Annotated in this window: 21 protein-coding genes; 9 read left to right on the top strand and 12 right to left on the bottom strand. The window is 30.1% G+C overall.

Annotation, left to right across the window (positions count from 1 at the left end; genetic code table 11):
- Positions 1–36 precede the first annotated feature (36 nt).
- From ACH5TW_RS01610 to ACH5TW_RS01600, 3 genes are read right to left on the bottom strand one after another with little or no spacing between them, the layout of a single operon-like run.
- On the bottom strand, positions 37–528 hold the full coding sequence (locus tag ACH5TW_RS01610; RefSeq protein WP_439334729.1) for a GNAT family N-acetyltransferase: 492 nt from the start codon (positions 526–528) through the stop codon (positions 37–39).
- Between the two features lies 1 nt (position 529).
- Positions 530–1156, bottom strand: coding sequence for a PAQR family membrane homeostasis protein TrhA (gene trhA / locus ACH5TW_RS01605; protein WP_439334728.1), 627 nt, complete (start codon positions 1154–1156; stop codon positions 530–532).
- 3 nt (positions 1157–1159) lie between these two features.
- Positions 1160–1837: a DUF4294 domain-containing protein gene (locus ACH5TW_RS01600; protein ID WP_439334727.1), complete on the bottom strand. Its 678-nt coding sequence runs from the start codon at positions 1835–1837 to the stop codon at positions 1160–1162.
- Positions 1838–1940: 103 nt separating this feature from the next.
- On the opposite strand from ACH5TW_RS01600, the gene ACH5TW_RS01595 reads away from it, so the two are divergent.
- From ACH5TW_RS01595 to ACH5TW_RS01585, 3 genes are read left to right on the top strand one after another with little or no spacing between them, the layout of a single operon-like run.
- Positions 1941–3029: a M42 family metallopeptidase gene (locus ACH5TW_RS01595; RefSeq protein ID WP_439334726.1), complete on the top strand. Its 1089-nt coding sequence runs from the start codon at positions 1941–1943 to the stop codon at positions 3027–3029.
- A gap of 50 nt (positions 3030–3079) precedes the next feature.
- Positions 3080–3634, top strand: a complete 555-nt coding sequence (locus tag ACH5TW_RS01590; RefSeq protein WP_439334725.1) for an NUDIX hydrolase — start codon at positions 3080–3082, stop codon at positions 3632–3634.
- On the top strand, positions 3635–4309 hold the full coding sequence (locus ACH5TW_RS01585) for a PrsW family intramembrane metalloprotease (protein WP_439334724.1): 675 nt from the start codon (positions 3635–3637) through the stop codon (positions 4307–4309).
- A gap of 370 nt (positions 4310–4679) precedes the next feature.
- On the opposite strand, the gene ACH5TW_RS01580 is transcribed toward ACH5TW_RS01585, so the two are convergent.
- The 5 genes from ACH5TW_RS01580 to ACH5TW_RS01560 form a co-directional block, all read right to left on the bottom strand.
- Positions 4680–6251: a helix-turn-helix transcriptional regulator gene (locus tag ACH5TW_RS01580; protein ID WP_439334723.1), complete on the bottom strand. Its 1572-nt coding sequence runs from the start codon at positions 6249–6251 to the stop codon at positions 4680–4682.
- 75 nt (positions 6252–6326) lie between these two features.
- Positions 6327–6965, bottom strand: coding sequence for an acyloxyacyl hydrolase (locus ACH5TW_RS01575; protein WP_439334722.1), 639 nt, complete (start codon positions 6963–6965; stop codon positions 6327–6329).
- 10 nt (positions 6966–6975) lie between these two features.
- Entirely contained in the window at positions 6976–7584 is a 609-nt protein-coding gene (locus tag ACH5TW_RS01570; RefSeq protein ID WP_439334721.1) for a DEAD/DEAH box helicase, read from the bottom strand.
- A gap of 122 nt (positions 7585–7706) precedes the next feature.
- On the bottom strand, positions 7707–8285 hold the full coding sequence (locus tag ACH5TW_RS01565) for a YceI family protein (protein ID WP_439334720.1): 579 nt from the start codon (positions 8283–8285) through the stop codon (positions 7707–7709).
- 95 nt (positions 8286–8380) lie between these two features.
- Positions 8381–8965 carry a Crp/Fnr family transcriptional regulator gene (locus tag ACH5TW_RS01560; protein WP_439334719.1) on the bottom strand — a complete coding sequence of 195 codons (585 nt, stop codon included), beginning with the start codon at positions 8963–8965 and terminating at the stop codon, positions 8381–8383.
- Between the two features lie 100 nt (positions 8966–9065).
- On the opposite strand from ACH5TW_RS01560, the gene ACH5TW_RS01555 reads away from it, so the two are divergent.
- The 3 genes from ACH5TW_RS01555 to ACH5TW_RS01545 all read left to right on the top strand — a co-directional run bounded on the left by ACH5TW_RS01555 (position 9066) and on the right by ACH5TW_RS01545 (position 11896).
- On the top strand, positions 9066–10271 hold the full coding sequence (locus ACH5TW_RS01555) for a multidrug effflux MFS transporter (RefSeq protein WP_439334718.1): 1206 nt from the start codon (positions 9066–9068) through the stop codon (positions 10269–10271).
- Positions 10272–10462: 191 nt separating this feature from the next.
- A complete protein-coding gene (locus ACH5TW_RS01550) occupies positions 10463–11266 on the top strand; it encodes a helix-turn-helix domain-containing protein (RefSeq protein ID WP_439334717.1) in 804 nt (267 codons plus the stop codon).
- A gap of 84 nt (positions 11267–11350) precedes the next feature.
- Positions 11351–11896, top strand: coding sequence for a cupin domain-containing protein (locus ACH5TW_RS01545; RefSeq protein ID WP_439334716.1), 546 nt, complete (start codon positions 11351–11353; stop codon positions 11894–11896).
- A 14-nt stretch (positions 11897–11910) separates the two neighbouring features.
- Here the strand turns inward: ACH5TW_RS01545 and ACH5TW_RS01540 are convergent, their stop codons facing one another.
- Complete coding sequence (locus ACH5TW_RS01540) at positions 11911–13683, bottom strand: ABC transporter ATP-binding protein (RefSeq protein WP_439334715.1); 1773 nt, start codon at positions 13681–13683, stop codon at positions 11911–11913.
- A gap of 207 nt (positions 13684–13890) precedes the next feature.
- On the opposite strand from ACH5TW_RS01540, the gene ACH5TW_RS01535 reads away from it, so the two are divergent.
- Complete coding sequence (locus ACH5TW_RS01535) at positions 13891–14577, top strand: porin family protein (protein ID WP_439334714.1); 687 nt, start codon at positions 13891–13893, stop codon at positions 14575–14577.
- A gap of 21 nt (positions 14578–14598) precedes the next feature.
- Here ACH5TW_RS01535 and murA read toward each other — a convergent pair whose 3' ends face one another.
- The 3 genes from murA to ACH5TW_RS01520 all read right to left on the bottom strand — a co-directional run bounded on the left by murA (position 14599) and on the right by ACH5TW_RS01520 (position 16933).
- Complete coding sequence (gene murA / locus ACH5TW_RS01530) at positions 14599–15909, bottom strand: UDP-N-acetylglucosamine 1-carboxyvinyltransferase (RefSeq protein WP_439334713.1); 1311 nt, start codon at positions 15907–15909, stop codon at positions 14599–14601.
- Between the two features lie 6 nt (positions 15910–15915).
- Positions 15916–16572, bottom strand: a complete 657-nt coding sequence (locus ACH5TW_RS01525; RefSeq protein WP_439334712.1) for a DUF4290 domain-containing protein — start codon at positions 16570–16572, stop codon at positions 15916–15918.
- Between the two features lie 67 nt (positions 16573–16639).
- The gene (locus ACH5TW_RS01520; RefSeq protein ID WP_439334711.1) at positions 16640–16933 is read right to left on the bottom strand and encodes a DUF493 family protein; all 294 of its coding nucleotides are present in this window, start codon (positions 16931–16933) and stop codon (positions 16640–16642) included.
- Positions 16934–17100: 167 nt separating this feature from the next.
- Between ACH5TW_RS01520 and ACH5TW_RS01515 the strand changes: the two genes are divergently transcribed.
- Together ACH5TW_RS01515 and ACH5TW_RS01510 are read left to right on the top strand one after the other, a co-directional pair.
- A complete protein-coding gene (locus tag ACH5TW_RS01515) occupies positions 17101–17655 on the top strand; it encodes an AAA family ATPase (protein ID WP_439334710.1) in 555 nt (184 codons plus the stop codon).
- A 9-nt stretch (positions 17656–17664) separates the two neighbouring features.
- On the top strand, positions 17665–19569 hold the full coding sequence (locus tag ACH5TW_RS01510) for a RecQ family ATP-dependent DNA helicase (protein ID WP_439334709.1): 1905 nt from the start codon (positions 17665–17667) through the stop codon (positions 19567–19569).
- Positions 19570–19586: the final 17 nt, after the last annotated feature.

Genomic DNA, 19586 nt, shown 5'->3' with positions numbered 1-19586 from the left:
AGCGATTTTTGAATTACTGAAGACTGAGACTGTAAACTATATTTGTTTCTCCATCAAATAATCATCCATAACAAAGCCATTACCAATATCCTCTATTGTAGATGCTGTTTTTACAAATCCCATTTTCTCATAAGCTAGCATAGAATTGGTATTATACTTATTCACATTAAGTTTTATAACAGATATATTTTGAGCTTTAGCCATAGACTCTGTAAATAACATGGCTGCTTTTGCTATCTTTTTACCTCTATAAGTTTTTAAAACATATAATTTACTAATGTATAAATAATCAGATTTGTTTTCAATGGCTGTATAACCTACGGGTTTATCATTATAAGTTAAACAATAAAATTTTACACCTGCTTGTACACGTTCTTCAATGCTTTTTACAGAATTATACTTTTCTAGCATATACTCTATTTGTTCTAAACTGATGATTTTTATATAGTGCTCATGCCAAATAGTATGTGCTAATTTTGAAATACATTCGTAATCGGTTTTCGTAGTTGCTGGTTGAAGTTTAATCATACTAAATCACATAAAAGAATATCATAAAAAAATGAAACACCGCACCTGCTAAAACAAACAAATGCCAAATAACATGATTATACGGTATTTTTTGAATGGCATAAAAAATAATGCCGACTGTATATGCTAATCCGCCAGCAAAAAGAAACAAAATACCATCACTTCCAATAATATAAGATAAATTAGAAAAATCGAAAACAATAAGCCACCCCATTACTAAATACAGCAATGTTGAAAACAACTCAAAACGCCCCGTAAAAAATAGCTTTAAAACCACGCCAAAAGCTGCAATTCCCCAAACTATCCAAAAAAGCAACCATCCACTACTTTCACTAAGTGTAATTAATAAAACAGGTGTGTATGTACCAGCAATGAGCAAGTAAATACTAATATGATCTACAATTCTGAAGTAATGTTTCTTTTTTTCATTCTTTACAGAATGATATAAAGTAGAGGCTGAAAATAAAACTATAATAGAAATACCATAAACAATAACACTAAAAAGACTCCAAACAGTTTTATTACTGTCAAAACGAACAAGTAATACCAAAGCAACAATACCAAACAAAGTACCAAAAGCATGCGTGAGAGCATTTAGCCTTTCTTCGTATGCTGTTTGAATGTGCATAGTTTATGGTTCTTTAGATTGATGTAGCCATTTATCAGTTAAATCGTAAAAATTAAAAGGAATAGCAGATTTTTGATACTCTAAACGTCCACTTTGAAAATTACGTTGCAAAATATCTTCAATTAAATAATCTTCTTTTTCATTAAGAGGATCAAACTCTTTTTTCAAAGAAATATCGAACATACTTGCCGTTGTATTATACCAAAAGGCACGCCAACCACTTCGCAATTCTTTTACTAAATCGAATGCTGTTCTTCCGGTTTGCCTATGTATTAACTTAACCAATATTTGCCCTTCTGTTCTTGTGAATTTTTTAAGCTTTTCAGAAAACTCACCTTCAATATACTTTTGAAGCATTTTAGTATAACGCTTTTTATCACGCTTTTTAGTCATTGTTTCTAAACGAGCACTTAAAGAATCTAATCTATCAGCCGCCATTTTAGCATACGGATATACTTTTATAGTTTTTCTACGTAAAATTAAATACCTAATTCTGTCTTTTTTACTATCAAACTTCAGCTTATTTAAAAGCATGACCTCTTCTAGATTTATAGTTGTTCTAGGAACTGAATCGCCTTTAATAATAAGATACTTTGTTTCTGTTGAATCTTGCTCAGCATCAGCAACTTGAGCAAAAAGCAAAACAGGGAAAAATAATATTATAAGTTTTAAATATTTCATCTATAAAAACAACAAAGCTTTAATGCATCAAAATTACTAATTTCCACTGTTTAAAACATTTTTTTTGTATTTATATTATTATTTTAGTGCAAAACTTTTATACATGGCAAAGAAGAGCATTCTTAATAAAAAGTCGATTGACTTTCTTGAAAAATATTTAAATAACGCTTCACCAACTGGTTATGAGTGGGATGGTCAAAAACTATGGATGGATTACCTGAAACCTTATGTTGATGAATTCATTACCGATACTTACGGTTCGGCCGTAGGCGTTATAAACCCCAAAGCAAAATACAAAGTTGTTATTGAAGGACATGCCGATGAAATTTCGTGGTATGTTAATTATATAAGTGATAACGGACTTATTTACGTGATTAGAAATGGCGGTAGTGACCACCAGATAGCTCCAAGTAAAATTGTAAACATTCACACAAAAAATGGTTTTGTTAAAGGTGTATTTGGGTGGCCAGCTATACATACAAGAAGTAGAACAAACGAACAAGCACCAAAACCAGATAATATCACTATTGATGTTGGAGCAAAAGACAAAGAAGAGGTTGAAAAAATGGGCGTTCATGTAGGGTGTGTTATTACTTATCCAGACGAATTTCATATTTTAAATGGCAATAAGTTTGTTTGTCGTGCTTTAGATAACCGCATGGGTGGTTTTATGATTGCTGAAGTAGCTCGTTTACTTAAAGAAAACAAAAAAGAACTTCCTTTTGGCTTATACATTACCAACGCCGTACAAGAAGAAATAGGCTTACGTGGTGCCGAAATGATAACGCAAACCATTAAACCTAATGTTGCTATAGTAACCGATGTAACGCATGATACATCTACTCCAATGATTGAAAAGAAAGTACAAGGCGACTTGGAAATTGGAAAAGGTCCTGTTGTAGCATATGCTCCAGCTGTACAACAAAAATTACGTGATTTAATTACGGATACTGCGGAAGACAAGAAAATTCCTTTTCAACGCTCTGCCCTATCTCGTGCAACAGGCACCGATACAGACGCTTTTGCATATAGTAATGGTGGTGTTGCCTCTGCTTTAATTTCGTTACCGCTTCGTTATATGCATACTACAGTTGAAATGGTGCATAAAGATGACGTTGAGAACGTTATAAAATTAATTTACGAAACATTACTGAACATAAAAGATGGTGAATCTTTTAGTTATTTTGAATAATATTTTTATTGATTCCCGCTTTCGCGGGAATCTTTTTTAACAGTCATTTCATGGACGAATACATAGACATAGTAACTAAAGAAGGTGAGCCTACAGGGAAATCTGAACTTAAATCTATTATCCACCAAAAAGGATACTACCATAATACAGCACATATTTGGTTTTATACTACGAATGGAGAGGTATTATTATCCCAACGATCTGCAAAAAAAGCAATTTGCCCACTCATGTGGGATGTATCGGTTGCAGGACATATAGATGCTGGAGAAACTATAGAACAAGCTGCTGTTAGGGAAACTCAAGAAGAAATAGGCGTATCTATCTCTAAAACCGATTTAAAAAAAATAGGCGTGTTTGAATGTTTCAAATCTTATGGAGACAACATTCATGATAACGAATTTCATCATACCTTTTTAGCAGAACTTAAAGTTCCAATATCTAAATTAATACCACAGGAAGAAGAAGTTGAAGCTATAAAATTAGTTTCTATAGAAGATTTAAAACTCCTTTTTAAAACTATTGGCAATAACAATAATCACTTTGTAGAATCTAACAAACCGTATTACGAATTTGTTTTACAAGAAATTATAAACATTATAAACTAAATGAATTTATTATTAGTTGCTATTGCTCCTGTAGTGGTTGTTATTTTATATATCTATTATAAAGATAAATATGAAAAAGAACCGAAACGCCTTCTTCTTTATAATTTCTTATTAGGAGCTATAGTTAGCATTATTATAACCACCATATTCTATTATATTTTTGATATTGTTCTACCATTACCAAACTACGAAAGCATCTTTCAGCAGTTTATAAAAGCGTTTTTTGTTGTTGGTTTTTCCGAAGAATTTAGCAAATACATTATAGTTTACTATTTTGCGCAGCGCAATAAAGCATTTAACGAACCTTTTGATGGTATTGTTTACGCTGTTATGGTTTCTATGGGTTTTGCTGCAACAGAAAACATATCGTATGTATTACAAGGCGGTTATGAAACGGCTCTTTTAAGAGCATTTACAGCAGTTCCTGCACATGCTACTTTTGGGATACTTATGGGATATTATATGGGGAAAGCTAAATTTTCAAGCAATAAAACCATACTAAATATTAGCGGTTTACTTTTAGCAGTTTTATTTCATGGTGCTTACGACTTTTTCTTATTTATAAATTTTATACCTGGTATTTGGATTGGTGCATTTGTGTCACTATTTATTGGTATTATATTATCTAGAAAAGCTATTCAACGGCATCAAAATAATTCAAATTTTAAAATTTAAATATTTGCAATAAAAAAAGAGAGCCTATTAACAAGCTCCCTTTTAATTTAAATGACCTTAAAAAACTATTCTCTAAATTAACCTTGTTAAATAGTCTAATAAAATCTACAACCATAACTCTATTTTACTTTCTTTATTACAATACTAGATCGTAACTTTTTCCAACCCTATAGAAAGTAAAATAAGCAGGCTATCATGAGAGATTACAGTTGTTGAATAATAGCTTCACAAATTTGATAAATCACATTGATAAAAGCATCATCAACAACTACGCAATTATTACGCAAACCTTTAAAACAAAGAGATCGAAGTTATTTCTATTAAAAACATCAGAAATTAAAACACTTAGATGAATAAATTTATTATCTAATTAAAATGTGGCTTCAAGATGCTTTATCAAAGTTGTATTTTCAAGATTAATTTTTTTAGTAATACGGTAACGCTTACTTTCTATAGCTCTTACTGTAGTATTTAAAAAAACAGCTATTTCTTTATTCTTAAAACCTATATATAAATAATAACAAATAATAACTTCTGAATTATTTAATTGAGGATATAGCTCGTGGGATTTTTTAAAAAAATCTACATTTAAATCGTTAACTAACTCTATATGATTCTCTGATTTGTCTAAAAGTGTTGAAGAATTAAGGTGTAAATTTTTATAAAAATCTTTAATTCTGTTCCTCAAATCTGAAGGGTCATTAATAACTGATATCGTTTTAACTTCTTTTTTTAAATTTACTATGTAATCTTCTAAGCCTTGTACCTTTATTGTTAACTTTTCATTGTTAGACTTAAAGTAAGAAAGATTCCCCTTCTGACTTGAAAGGTCTTCAATTAAATTAAGTCTAGTTTTCTTGTAAAATAAAAAATACAAATACCCAATAAAAATTAATAAGAGAAATAAAACAACAATTAAAACGCGATGAAGAAACTTCTTTTCTTTAGCTTCATTTAACTCTAATTGAACTTTTGATAGTGACTCATTAATATCTACACTAGCATTAACAGTACTTCTGTATATTTTGTTTTGAAAAAGCAATAAAGAATCTATATAAGTCTTAGAAGTTTTAATATCTCCAGTAAAATTATAAGCTTCTGCAAAGATTTTATAATAATTTTCAATTACATCTCCTCCCATATGATCTAGAAGTTTAGAAGCTTCTTTCAAATAAAAAAATGTAGAATCCATCTCTTTATTTTCAAAAAACACATCTGCTTTCGTTATATAAATAGCTGCTTCAAAAGAAAAATAATTATGTGCCGTAAACGAATCATTATTCTTTAAAGCTTTAAACTCATTAAAATATTTGTTAGTGTTTTCTATATCTTCAAGATATATATAATCTGAAGTTAACATATAGGTAGCAAACAAATAATAATACTTGTCATCAAGATTTTTATATTTTTTTAAATTCTCTAAAATTAACTTATTACAAGCCATATGATTTGCATCCATAAACTCAGCGTAGGCATATGATTGTTCTACCTCAATTAAGCCATATTCATAATCACAAGATTCATAATATTTTTTTGCTTTATCTAAATATTTATATGCCGTGGAATCTTTTTTAACAAAGTACATATTACAAAACAACTCTAAACAAGCTTCCCCTGCTACTAAGCAGTTACCTTCTTCTTCAGCATATTTAAGCGCTAAAATATAATTTTGATGTAATTGGGTATATTCTTTAAAATCGTCGTTTACAAGAGCCTTAATTGAATAATAATCGGCTAATCGACCTTTAATATTTTCTTCTAAAGGATTTGGAATAGAATCTAGAAAAGCTAATGCTTTTTTAGAACTAGTATCAATATGAACATCTGCAGAATCAACAAAACGGTGAAAATTTTTATCGTTTTGACTGAAGCTAAAAAAACATAAAATTATTCCAAAGAAGCTTGAAAATAATATTTTGAGAGAATAAATATTTTTAGGCATAACTGTATTTCTACACTGTTATTTTAATAATCATACGAAAATACGTAAAATTAGGTTAAAATAACATACAAAATATTATAACTTATATAAGATTGAAAATTCTAAATTTGTTGTATTATGACCATTATTAGGGGTTTTAAACTGAAGATTTGATGTATGCCTAATAGAATATCTGAAATCGAGTTCTACTTTTCCAATTGTATATGTCAAACCTAAACCAAATATATCTGAAAACGCATACCCTGTTGCCAATCTCTCGGTTCCTTTATCAGAAATCATTGGTCCTACACTTCCAATAGCATAGCTATTTAAGTTTTTAAATAAATTATAACTTGCAATAAATCCAAAATTTAAAACATACTCTTTAATAGTTCTATTTTGTGTATGCAATGCTTGTTGCTCTAAATAATCATCTCCGTCAGTTGGCTTTATAAAAAATTTATTTAGTAATTGATGCTCAACAATATTATAACTTGGCTCAATACTAATTTCATAAGACCATCGCTTTTTTTCTAAAATCTTATAATGTATGACTGCTTTATAAAAAGTAACTTCATGTTTATAGTCTTTAGAATTAAAAGGAAACTTATTTTGAGAACCTATACCGTAAGAAACACCCAGTTTTAAATTTTCTTTTTTAATTTGAGCTACTATTATATTATTTATAATAAAAAATAATATAATTATAAAATAATGCTTAACTACTTTTATCATTTAAAACCCCTTAACCTTTTACAATTTCAGAACGATACATAAACGAATCTTGCCAACGCTCAAAACGAGCATCAAATTTATCAGAGAATACTAAATATTGACATTTATCAATACTTTCTGGTGTTCTTGTTACTTCACTTAAATTATTATTTCTAAATAAAAATTCGGCATCTTCTACAATAAACATTTGTAACTTATTAAGATTAATCCCGTTTAAAAAAAAGATTTTATTTAGACGCTTTGGAGTTGCAATAACAATATCGGTTCCAACATAAATTTCATCCTTTTGGTCATCTATACTTTTTTCTTCATAAGCACAATATACACGTAAATCGGTTCCTTTTTTAAATGCATTAAACTCTAATTCTAAATCTAGCGCTGCTTGTTTATCTTTTACAAAAATGAGTGCACGTGGTGCATCTTCAAAAGCATTTTTTAATTTTTGAATAACACTAATAACCAAACTAGTTGTTTTACCTGATTCTTTTGGAGCAATAACAAACAAGCTTGATCCTCCTTTAATTTTAGATAGTATTTTTTTTTGAAGTGGTAAAGGAGTTTCAAACCCCTTATGAGCAATAGTATCTTTAAGTGGTTCAATTAATTTCTTGAATGGCATAAATAGTGTTTGCTTTTTTTTCTTCAAATATAAGCTTTTCAAAATCTATAGTAGAAAATGTTGAAAACAAAAAAAGGTATTCATTTCTGAACACCTTTTACTGCTATTAATCAATATATAATTTAGAATTCTAAATCTGCTACTAAATCGAATTCATCGTAAATAGCTTTATCTTTTAAACCATCCATAAAACTAGCCGAACCATATTTTATATCATATATAGTTCTATCTACTTTTAAAGATGCTGTTGCTTTGTTTCCATAAATTGAAATTACAAAAGCAACAGGGTGAGTTTGCTCTTTTATTGTTAATTCTCCTGTAACATTATAAGCGTTTTTTCCAGAAGCTTCTACTTTAGTAAAAGTTAATGTTGCAGTTGGATGTTTTTCAACACCAAAGAAATCTGCAGATTTTAAATGTCCATCTAATTTCCCTTTATACTCTCCTTGTAAATCTGTTGTATTAATTGTTGCCATATCAATAACAAATTCACCTCCAACTAACTTACCTGCTTCAAATGATAAAGACCCAGATTTAATAGCAATAGTCCCTTCATGAGATCCTGTTACTTTATAACCTTTCCAAACAACTTTACTATTATCTGTTTTAATTTCCTTTTTATCTACTTGTATTTCTGTAAAAGAAAATGATACAAATACTATTATTGCTACTGCTGCTAAATTTTTAATTACTTTTTTCATTTTAAGTTTTTTTAATTTTATGATACAAATATCTGAAAGTAGTTTTAAAAAAAAGATAAGATAGATTAAGAAATAATATTAATCTAGTTTAACATCTATTTCTCTAAAAGAATCTGACTTTTTATTTTACTAAGAAATTCTTTAGTAATACCAAGGTATGAGGCTATCATATATTGAGGTATACGTTGTTCAATTTTAGGATACTGTTCTCTAAAGTATAGGTATTGTTCTTTTGCTGAAAGACTAAAACCTCTAACAATTCGTTTTTGTGATGCTATAAACCCGCGTTGAATAATTTGTCTAAAAAAACGTTCTAACTTAGGTATTTTTTCAAACAATTCTTCTCTAGTGCCATAAGGAAATAAAACTAAATCTGTATTTTCTATACATTGAATATTAAAATCGGCAGGTGTTTGAGTTATAAAACTAGCCATATCAGAAGTCCACCAATCTTCAATAGAAAACATTAAAATATGCTCTTGTCCTTCTTTATCAACATAAAACGTTTTAGTACACCCAGACAGCACAAAACTTTCGTACTTGCAAATATCGCCCTGTTGTAAAATATATTGTCCCTTTAAATACTTTCTAACAATAACTTTTGATTCTAAAAAATCTTCTTCTTCTTTAGTTAAATCAATGTAGCTACGAATATATTTTAAAAGCGGTTCAATGGTCATTTTACTAAAATAAATTTAGTATCAAATTTAGTAATAATAACATTGTATTATTAAATGATTATTGAGTTTTTACTCGATTAAATTCTTTTACTTTTGCCTTATGCAAAAAACAGAACATTTTAAGTTAGAATTTGTTGCTTTAATGGCTGCATTAATGTCAATTGTAGCGCTTTCTATTGATGCCTTATTACCTGCGCTACCAGAAATTGGAAAGTCTTTAAATGTTACAAATACAAGCGATAACCAACTGCTTATTACCATGATATTTTTAGGTTTAGGGTTTGGACAACTTATATTCGGTCCACTTTCTGATAGTTTTGGTAGAAAACCTATTGTATATTTTGGATTTATACTTTTTATAATAGCTAGTATTATTTGTATTGCGACTAATAATTTTGAATTAATGATTATTGGGCGCGTACTTCAAGGTGTTGGTTTATCATCTCCTAGAAGTTTAAGTCTATCAATGATTCGTGATTCTTATAGTGGTGATTATATGGCTAAAATAGTATCCTTTGTTGTTATGTTTTTTCTTTTAATTCCCATTATCGCTCCAACTTTAGGTACTTTTTTACTTCATTTTTTTAATTGGGAATCTATATTTTACTTCAATTTAATTTTTGGTATATTTATTATGCTTTGGTTCTGGAAACGACAACCAGAAACGTTACCAAAAGAAAAACGTATTAAGTTTACACCGCATCTTTTTATTGATGGTACAAAAGAGTTTTTTAAGTATCCTGCTGCTATTGCATTTACACTTGTATCTGGTTTTATTACAGGTTCTTTTATGGTTTATTTAAGCACCTCACAACAAATTTTTGAAGATCAATATAACTTAGCCGATATGTTTCCATACATTTTTGCTAGTCTAGCCATTTCTATAGGTTTGGCTACTTTTTTAAATAGCCAATTAGTTGTAAAATTTGGTATGATGCGTATTGCATACATGGCAAGTATAGCATATTCAGCTATTTCTATTTTATATGTTGTTTTATTTTGGTCTGGCAACAATCCTAGTATTTATATTTTAGTTGGCTTTTTTGCTTTACAATTTTTTGCGGTAGGATTTATTTTTGGAAATCTTAGAGCTTTAGCCATGCAACCTATAGGACACATTGCTGGTATTGGTGCTGCTATTAACGGATTTATTTCAACGGTTATGGCAGTTCCTATAGCAAACTTCATTGGTGGTTTTGTGAAAACTTCTGTATTACCTCTTTTTATTGGGTTTTCAATTTTTGGAATTTTATCTGTTTTGGTTTTTATTATTTTGAAGCAGAAAAACAAATTAGCTACTGTTTGATTTTCGCTTCTCTTTTTGCAAAACTTTATCTTTGTATAAAAGTTATTCAAAATTATTTTGTTAGATGAAGCCAAAATACTTTTGACTGCTTTTCTTTACAAAAAACCCCTTCTTGTCATTTAATATATTTTGCTTAACTTCGTTAATAGCTGATACTATTTGTAAAAAATCACATTAGTGTCATATACTAAATGACATTAGGTTATATTAACATATCACAAATCATTAAAGAAACCTCCTCAGAACATTACAAGGGGCTTTTTACTGTTTGTTGGATTAAAAATGAAATAGATTATATTGAAATAGATCATGTTTCATATAAAAATGTTTCTAATTGTATTTTTTTTCTTGATCCTAAACATCAATGGAAAATCTTAAAAAAGAACACCTCAACTTCTTCAGGTTATATTTTGCATATAACTGAAGAGGTCTTAAATAATCCTATCTTTTTAAACCTGCACATAAATAAAATAAGATTTTCCAATTCTGATGAAATTCCATTATTAAAATTAAGTCCAGGAATTGAAAAAAGAACACAAGCTATTTTAGAAATGATTGATGAGCTTTTAGGTTCTCAACTCCACCACAAAGAAGATGCTATAATATCGCTATTAAACACTTTTTTTGTTTACTGTGATGGACAATGTAACATAAAATCTATCGTTTCAAATAACAATTCCAAAACAAACATAGTCTATAACTATAAAAAACTAGTAGACAAGCATGTAATTGAACATCATGAAGTAGCAGAATACGCTAACCTTCTTAAAATATCTCCAAAATATTTAAATGAATGTGTTAAAGAAGTTTTACAAGTAAGTTCAAAAAGTATCATAATTGAACAATTGCTTATGAGGTCAAGGCATTCATTAAAATTTTCAAACAAAACCATAAAAGAAATCAGTTTTGAATTAGGTTTTTCATCTCCTGATTATTTTAGTTATTTTTTCAAAACTCATACAGGAATTACTCCATCTGTCTTGAGAAAAAGCTAATTTCTCCCAAAATCTATGAATTTACCGTGCTTTTCACATTGCTAATTTGCAATTAGAAATATAAATTGCAGAAAAATTTTAACCATGGACAGAAAAAAATTTATAAAAACTTCAGGTTTAGGATTAGGTGTCGCCTTAATTCCTGGATTAATTAAAGGTCAAACTATCTCCACAAAAAAAAAATATTCAATCAATTCTAAACCCAAATTAGTTAAAGATTCTGAAGGTAATATTCTCAATGTAATAGGAGACATTCAAACACATAAGCTAGTTGGTAGTGATACAGGAAACCAATTAGTTGAATGGGTTGATAATGTTGAACCAGGTACTGGAATACCTCCACATATTCACACAAAAGAAGATGAAATTTTTAGAGTTATTAAAGGTGAAATTGAAATAATGGTAGATGGTAAAACTACTGTTTTAAAACATGGCGACATTGCTTTTGCGCCAAAAAACATACCTCATTCATGGAAAGTTGTTGGAACAGAAAAAGCTAAAATGATTACCACTGCTTTTCCTGCCGGTATAGAACACATGTTTGACGAATTATCAAAACTTCCTGCTGGACCTCCAGATTTTGAAAAAGTAACAGAAATTTGTGGAAAACATGGTATTAGTTTTATATAAAACCTAATTAGGCTTTAAATCTTAGCCTGATAGGTATACAAATCAAAATACCTACCACCTGAAGCTATTAATTCGTCGTGTGTGCCACGTTCTACAATATGTCCAGCTTCTATTACTAAAATCTGATCTGCTTGTCTTATCGTACTTAAACGATGCGCAATTACAATAGTGGTTCTATCTTTAATTAATTCGGCTAAACTTTTCTGAATTAACGCCTCACTTTCGGTATCTAAACTAGAGGTTGCTTCATCTAAAATAATAATTTTAGGATTTGCCAAAATAGCACGCGCTATTGCTAATCGTTGACGCTGGCCTCCAGATAATTTCACGCCTCGTTCTCCTATCAACGTATCTAAACCTTCATCAAATCTATCGGTAAACTCATTTACATAAGCTGCTTTTACAGCGTTTTGTAATGCTTCTTCAGAAGCATTTGGTCTCGGGAACATAATGTTTTCTCTAATCGAGCCTTCAAATAAAAATTCATCTTGCAACACCACTCCCAAATATTGACGATAACTACTCAACTTAACCTTCGACAAATCTTGATTATCAATAGTTACTGTTCCTGATTTAGGCGATAAAAAAGTAGCCGATAAGCCCGCAATAGTCGATTTTCCAGAACCTGAACTTCCTACCAAAGCCGTAACCGATCCTGCTGGTGCTTTAAAATTTATGTTATGCAAAACGTCTTTACCTGCTTCATACGAAAACGACACATCATCAAACTCTAAATCTCCTTTAAAAGTTTCTAACTGAATATCTCTGTCTTCGGCATCTTCTTCAGCAGTCATATTCATAAGTTCCTCGGTTCTATCTAAACCTGCCAAAGCTTCGGTTAACTGACTTCCTATATTACTCATTTGAACAATTGGCGCTATCATAAAACCAAGTATTAAAGTAAAAAACAGAAACTCACCCGAGGTCATCTCTCCTAAAATCATATAATACCCACCAATGCCCATAATACCAGTAGTAGCAACTCCTATTAAAAAAGTAGACGAACTCGTCATAAAAGCTGTAGCAGTTAAACTCTTTTTTACATTCTGAAATAGTTTATCAACGCCTTTTTCAAATACATCATTTTCTTGTTGTTCGGCATTAAAAGCTTTTATAACACGTACACCTGCTAAGGTTTCGGTAAGACGCCCTTTAACTTCGGCGTTTATTTTTCCACGTTTTCTAAAAATTGGGCGAATGTATTTAAAGGCTCTCAACGCAATGTATCCGAAAATTGAAAGTGGTACAAACACAAAAAGAGTCATCCAAGGATTTAGTTTTATTAAAATAACTAAAGATATTATGGCTGTAAACGATCCGCCAACTAACTGTACTAAACCTGTACCTATTAGGTTTCTAACACCTTCTACATCGCTCATAATTCTAGAAACCAAAGCGCCCGACTTTGTATTATCGAAAAAACTAATGGGTAACGACAGTACTTTTTTCTGTACTTGCGCACGCAGTTCGCTAATTAAATATTGTGCTTGTACACTTAAAATACGAGTGAGTAAAAATGATGTTGTAGCTTGTACAGTAATAGCTGCTATTACAATACCAATTAAATAATAAAGCTGTGTATAATCTTTATTTGGTACAACTTCATCTAGTAAAACTTTACTTTGCCATGGTAAAATTAAGCCCGATAAACTTCTAATAACAATTAATAGTAAACCAATAAAAACTAACTTTCTCCTTGGCCAAATTATAGTTTTAAAAGCTTGCGCCATGGTTACTTTAGAAGCTGTTTTGGTTTTATTTTTAGATGATTCTTTTAAATGTTGCATTTAAATAATTTTAATAGAAGTAGTAGGCGAAATTAACTATTCTTTACAACGAATCATATAAATAAGGGTGTAATAATTAAAAGTATCTAGTTTTCAAAAGTTTATACGTTATATAAGTACATAAACCTATTGCTTTTTTAGTAAGAAAAATCTAACTTCGCTTATCGGTAAACAGATTCTAAAAATAACGCATAGATACAAAAAGGCATGAATCAAAATTTAAAAACTAACCTAATTGGAATAATCCTTATTTTCTTAACATTTAATCTTTATGGTCAAGACAAAATAATTACCGGTATAAATACAGGCTTAACATATTCTGATTTTAGAGGAAATAGGTTTTTTGAAAATTTCGACTCCGAATTAAACTATTTAATTGGGGTTTCAATTGACTTTAAAATTAGTGAAAAATTATTTTTGTCAACTGATTTAAATTATGAAAAAAAATCAGTCAAATTATTCTATCCAGAATCAAATGTTACGAATATTTTTGTTGGAACTCCTATTGGAGAAGCACCAAAACCTATACCTGATTTAAAATTTCAAACCAAATTTCAATACTTTTCTATTCCAATAATGGTAAAATATTTTTTTGGAAAGAACTTAGAGTTTTACGTAAATGGAGGTCCTTTCTTAAGTTATCTTTTAGATGTTAAAAATATTGATGACGGAAATGAAAGTGATTTAGATTTTAATGACAGTTTCAATAAAACTGATTTTGGTCTAACTTTTGGTTTTGGTTATAATTTTGAAATAGATGAAAACAATTCAATATCTATTGAATTAAGAGATAATTACGGCATTAATGACAATAGTAAATCTAATAATAGTAATTTTAGTTCTACAAAATCAAATTCAGTGAATCTAATACTAAATTGGGACTTTAAACTTTAAAACAAAATACCTTAAATAAAACTACTCCACGCGCTCAATCTTAGCGCCAATAGCACGTAAACGTTCATCAATATTTTCGTAACCACGATCTATTTGTTCAATATTCTGAATAGTAGATGTTCCTTTTGCAGAAAGTGCAGCAATAAGTAACGATACACCTGCACGAATATCTGGCGATGTCATGGTGGTTGCTTTTAAAGTCGATTTAAAATCATGCCCAATAACGGTAGCTCTATGCGGATCGCACAGTATAATTTTAGCGCCCATATCAATCAGTTTATCAACGAAAAACAAACGGCTTTCAAACATTTTTTGATGTACTAAAACACTACCTCTAGCCTGCGTTGCTACAACCAAAATAATACTTAATAAATCGGGAGTAAATCCTGGCCAAGGTGCATCAGAAATGGTTAAAATAGAACCATCAATAAAACTTTGTATTTCGTAACCATCAGTATGTGCTGGAATATGAATGTCGTCGCCTTGTTTTTCAACTGTAATACCTAATTTTCTAAATACGTTAGGTATAACGCCTAAATCATTCCAAGACACATTAGTAATGGTTAATTCACTTTTAGTCATGGCTGCTAAACCAATCCAACTCCCAATTTCAATCATATCTGGAAGCATGGTATGCTCTGTTCCTCCTAAACTTTCAACACCATCAATAATTAGCATATTAGAACCAACACCGCTAATTTTAGCGCCCATTCTATTCAACATTTTACATAATTGCTGTAAGTAAGGCTCGCAAGCTGCGTTATAAATAGTGGTTTGTCCTTTTGCTAAAACGGCTGCCATAACAATATTGGCAGTACCAGTAACCGATGCTTCTTCAAGAAGCATATAAGTTCCTGTTAAATATTCGGCTTCAACACCGTAAAACTGATCTTCTTTACTGTATCTAAACTTAGCGCCTAGTTTTATTAAACCTTCGAAGTGGGTATCTAAACGACGACGACCAATTTTATCGCCTCCTGGTTTCGGAATGTATCCTTTTCCAAAACGTGCTAGTAAAGGGCCTACAATCATAATAGAACCACGTAAACCGCGTCCGTCTATTTTAAATGCATCCGATTCTAAATACTCTAAATCAAGATCGTCTGCCTGAAATGTATACGTATTTCGAGATAACTTCTCAATTTTTACACCCAGTTTCTTTAATAAACTAATTAGTTTATTAACATCAACAATGTCTGGAATATTATTAATTGTAACCAGTTCTGGAGTTAGTAGAACTGCACATAAAATTTGTAAAGCTTCGTTTTTTGCACCTTGGGGCTGAATGCTCCCTTTTAATTGGTGACCACCTTCAATTTTAAATGTTCCCATGTAGATTTAGTAGCGTTTTCTTTGGCGATTATTAGAGTTGTTCTTTTTAGAATGTCCTCCTTTTTTATTTGAATTGTTGCTATATTTTGTTTTTGTACGAAGTAAACTACTAGACTCTGATAAAGCTTCTTCAGAATTTCTTAAATCTATTTTCCCTTTTGAAAGTTCAAATAAATGACCAAAAATAACCTCATCTTCAACAGTGTCTTTATTCCAATTTAAAAAACACTTTTTCATGTGATTTGCAATGGTATATGTTAAAGCTTCTTTAAGCTCGCCATCTTCCCATGTATTTGCAACATCAATCATGGTTTTTATATTGTTTCCGTAAAAACGGTATTTAGGAAAATTCTGTGGATACTCTAAAGGCTCTGGACGCTCTTCATAAATTTCCTTTGTAGGTATAGGATACGGTGAATCTACATCCAATTCAAAATTAGACATAATAAAAAGCTGATCCCAAAGTTTATGCTGAAAATCTGGAACGTCTCTTAAATGCGGTTGCATATTACCCATTACCGAAATAATAGCTTTAGCTAACTTTTCGCGTTCTTCCTTTGTTTCTCTGCTTTTAGCGTGATTAATCATTTTTTGCATGTGTCTTCCATATTCTGGAATGATTAAATGCTCACGCTCTGTGTTATATTCTAAATCGTCTATCAAAATTTATCGTGTAGAGTTAAATGTATGTGCATGTAGTTGTTATGCTTGCGCAAAATACAAAAAAAAACTAAAGACTTATAACGCCTTCAACCTTTTCTGTAACTTCCTTGTATTTATCTATTACCGCGTCTGGGTTTTTCATTAAAACATTAATAGATATACTCGTGTATTTTCCGTTTTTAGATTCCTTTTTTTGTATAACGGCTCCTATATTATTAAATAAGGCTTCAACTAATGCTATTTTTTCTTTGTCAGATTTCACAATAAATTTATACAAATACGCTGATGGCCAAAGGGCTGTATCGTATAATTGTGTTTTTAATTTTTTGTAAAATTCTTCCGAATTTGGAGGTGTACTCATTATGCTTTTTTATATGGTACAAATATACTATTTTCATTTATGTTGTTACTGTACTTTTTTTATTAGGGCACAATATTCACACAATATTAACTATTTGGTATAGATGTTTTCACTAGTATTTTTTTTATCGGTGTTAAATTCCGAATTTTACAGCTAAATTATACGCATTGAACAGCAAAAAGATTGTTATTACAGGAGGTCCAGGTACTGGAAAAACATCAATTATTAATGAATTGAAAAATCAAAATCATTATTGTTTTGATGAAGTTATAAGGGAATTAACTTTAGAAGCTAAAAATGATGTGGAAGCAGATTCACAAATTTCTAACCCCATTGCATTTGTAAACGATCCGTTAGATTTTAATACCAAACTATTAAATGGTAGGTTAAATCAATTTAAGCAGGCTCTTGATTTAAATGAATCGCTCGTTTTTTTTGATCGTGGAATTCCTGATGTTTTAGCTTACATGGATTTTTTTAATCAAGAATACAGTGAAGAATTCTTAAAAATATGTGATACTAATAGATATAATCATATTTTTTTACTACCGCCTTGGAAAGCTATTTATAAAACTGACAACGAACGGTTTGAAACTTTTGAAGAGGCTATTAAAATTCATGAAGCATTAAAACAAGTTTATAAAAAATTAGCTTATAATATTACTGAAGTTCCTTTTGGAACTATTGAAAAACGTATTGATTTCATATTAAACAATATTTAAAATATTTTTTTGGAGCACCCCATAAACATATTAGAACGCTACTGGAAATTCACAGCCTTTAGACCCAATCAAGAAGCTATTATTAACGCTGTTCTTGAAGGCGAAGATACCTTTGCTTTATTGCCTACTGGTGGCGGAAAATCGTTATGTTTTCAAATACCGGCTTTAGCAAAAAAAGGTATTTGTATTGTTGTTTCGCCTCTTATTGCTCTAATGAAAGACCAAGTAGAATCTCTTAATAACAAAGGGATTAAAGCTATGGCGCTTACTAGTGGTATTTCATACAGTCAATTAGACACGCTTTTAGATAATTGTATTTACGGAAATTATAAGTTTTTATACCTCTCGCCCGAACGTTTACAACAAGAGTTAGTACAGGAACGTATTAGGCAAATGAATGTAAATTTAATTGCTGTTGATGAAGCACATTGTATCTCTCAATGGGGAAGCGATTTTAGACCTGCTTACAAAAACATTGTTCTATTACGCCAATTACAACCTAGCGTTAATGTTATTGCATTAACAGCTTCGGCAAAACCAGAAGTTGTAGACGATATTGTAAAAGAACTCGATTTTATTAATCCAAAAATATTTAAACACTCCTTTTACAGACCCAATTTAGGCTATATGGTTTTTCATGAAGATGATAAACATTACCGATTGGAAACTATTTTAAAGAAATACAAAGCGTCTTCTATTGTTTATGTTAGAAACAGAAAATCTACCATAGAAATTAGTTCGTTTTTAGAGTCTAAAAACATATCTGCAACCTTTTATCATGGCGGACTCGCTAATAATGATAAAGATAGCAACATGGATGATTGGATACATAACAAAAAACAAGTTATGGTAGCCACCAATGCCTTTGGAATGGGCATTGACAAACCCGATGTTAAAACCGTAATTCATTTAAATTTACCAGAAAGTATTGAAAGTTACTTTCAAGAAGCGGGTCGCGTGGGGAGAAATGGAGACAAAGCCTTTGCCGTTATTTTAAAGAATAATAGTGATGAAGTTTTGGTTAAAAATCAATTTTTAAGTGTTTTACCCACTGTCGATTTTGTTAAACAAATATATAGAAAACTGTGTAACTATTTTCAAATTTCTTATGGTGAAGGCGAATATTTAACATTCGATTTTGATTTCAATTCCTTTTGTAAAACATACAAGTTCTCTAGTGTTTTATGTTATAATGCGTTACTATTACTAGACAGAAATAGTATTATCTCCCTATCTAAACAGTTTAAAAACAAAGTATCTGTACAATTTATTACATCAAATGCATCGCTTTTTAATTATCTAGACACACATCAAGATTACAATATTATTGTAAAATCTATACTTCGTATGTATGGTGGTATTTTTGATCATGAAACAAGCATTAACCTATTTAAAATAGTAGAAAAAGCATCTGTAAAAGAAAATATTATAATTAGCACCTTACAACAATTAGAAAAAGATGGTATTATAACCCTTCATTTATCTAAAACCGATGCACAAGTTACATTCATTCAGCCGCGTGAAGATGACAAAACCATCAACCGAATTGCATCAATTATAGAACAACAAAACCAACTAAAACAACAGCAAGTTAAAGCCATACTTAATTATGTTGAAAATGATTCGGTTTGTAAAAGCATGCAACTCCTCTCCTATTTTGGAGAAAAAGACATGAAACCCTGTGGTATTTGCTCGGTTTGTGTAAGTTCAAAAAAAAGTACTAAGCCTAAAAACATAAGTACGCTAAAAAATCGTATTATAGAATTATTAGAAAATGGCGATTTATCGTCTAGAGAAATCACCACTAAGCTAGATGCATCAAAAGAAGACATAAAAAAAGTTATAAAACTATTGTTAGAGCATAATATCATTTCTATAACAAAAACAAATACTTTTAAATTAAGTCATTTATAAAATATAATATCTGACAG

The organism is Thalassobellus sediminis, from assembly GCF_044386045.1.
In the GTDB taxonomy this organism is placed as follows: Bacteria; Bacteroidota; Bacteroidia; order Flavobacteriales; family Flavobacteriaceae; genus Thalassobellus; species Thalassobellus sediminis.
Note: the sequence above shows the minus strand (reverse complement) of the source record. Positions and strands in the feature narration are given on the sequence as shown.

Bases quoted from the DNA above. Each gene is read 5' to 3' on its own strand.
- ACH5TW_RS01520 (WP_439334711.1), bottom strand. From the start codon at position 16,933: ATGAGTACACCTCCAAATTCGGAAGAATTTTACAAAAAATTAAAAACA.
- ACH5TW_RS01555 (WP_439334718.1), top strand. From the start codon at position 9,066: ATGCAAAAAACAGAACATTTTAAGTTAGAATTTGTTGCTTTAATGGCT.
- ACH5TW_RS01540 (WP_439334715.1), bottom strand. From the start codon at position 13,683: ATGCAACATTTAAAAGAATCATCTAAAAATAAAACCAAAACAGCTTCT.
- ACH5TW_RS01600 (WP_439334727.1), bottom strand. From the start codon at position 1,837: ATGAAATATTTAAAACTTATAATATTATTTTTCCCTGTTTTGCTTTTT.
- ACH5TW_RS01545 (WP_439334716.1), top strand. From the start codon at position 11,351: ATGGACAGAAAAAAATTTATAAAAACTTCAGGTTTAGGATTAGGTGTC.
- ACH5TW_RS01535 (WP_439334714.1), top strand. From the start codon at position 13,891: ATGAATCAAAATTTAAAAACTAACCTAATTGGAATAATCCTTATTTTC.
- ACH5TW_RS01575 (WP_439334722.1), bottom strand. From the start codon at position 6,965: ATGATAAAAGTAGTTAAGCATTATTTTATAATTATATTATTTTTTATT.
- ACH5TW_RS01590 (WP_439334725.1), top strand. From the start codon at position 3,080: ATGGACGAATACATAGACATAGTAACTAAAGAAGGTGAGCCTACAGGG.
- ACH5TW_RS01580 (WP_439334723.1), bottom strand. From the start codon at position 6,251: ATGCCTAAAAATATTTATTCTCTCAAAATATTATTTTCAAGCTTCTTT.
- ACH5TW_RS01610 (WP_439334729.1), bottom strand. From the start codon at position 528: ATGATTAAACTTCAACCAGCAACTACGAAAACCGATTACGAATGTATT.
- murA (WP_439334713.1), bottom strand. From the start codon at position 15,909: ATGGGAACATTTAAAATTGAAGGTGGTCACCAATTAAAAGGGAGCATT.
- ACH5TW_RS01565 (WP_439334720.1), bottom strand. From the start codon at position 8,285: ATGAAAAAAGTAATTAAAAATTTAGCAGCAGTAGCAATAATAGTATTT.
- ACH5TW_RS01560 (WP_439334719.1), bottom strand. From the start codon at position 8,965: ATGACCATTGAACCGCTTTTAAAATATATTCGTAGCTACATTGATTTA.
- ACH5TW_RS01550 (WP_439334717.1), top strand. From the start codon at position 10,463: ATGACATTAGGTTATATTAACATATCACAAATCATTAAAGAAACCTCC.
- ACH5TW_RS01595 (WP_439334726.1), top strand. From the start codon at position 1,941: ATGGCAAAGAAGAGCATTCTTAATAAAAAGTCGATTGACTTTCTTGAA.
- ACH5TW_RS01570 (WP_439334721.1), bottom strand. From the start codon at position 7,584: ATGCCATTCAAGAAATTAATTGAACCACTTAAAGATACTATTGCTCAT.
- trhA (WP_439334728.1), bottom strand. From the start codon at position 1,156: ATGCACATTCAAACAGCATACGAAGAAAGGCTAAATGCTCTCACGCAT.
- ACH5TW_RS01585 (WP_439334724.1), top strand. From the start codon at position 3,635: ATGAATTTATTATTAGTTGCTATTGCTCCTGTAGTGGTTGTTATTTTA.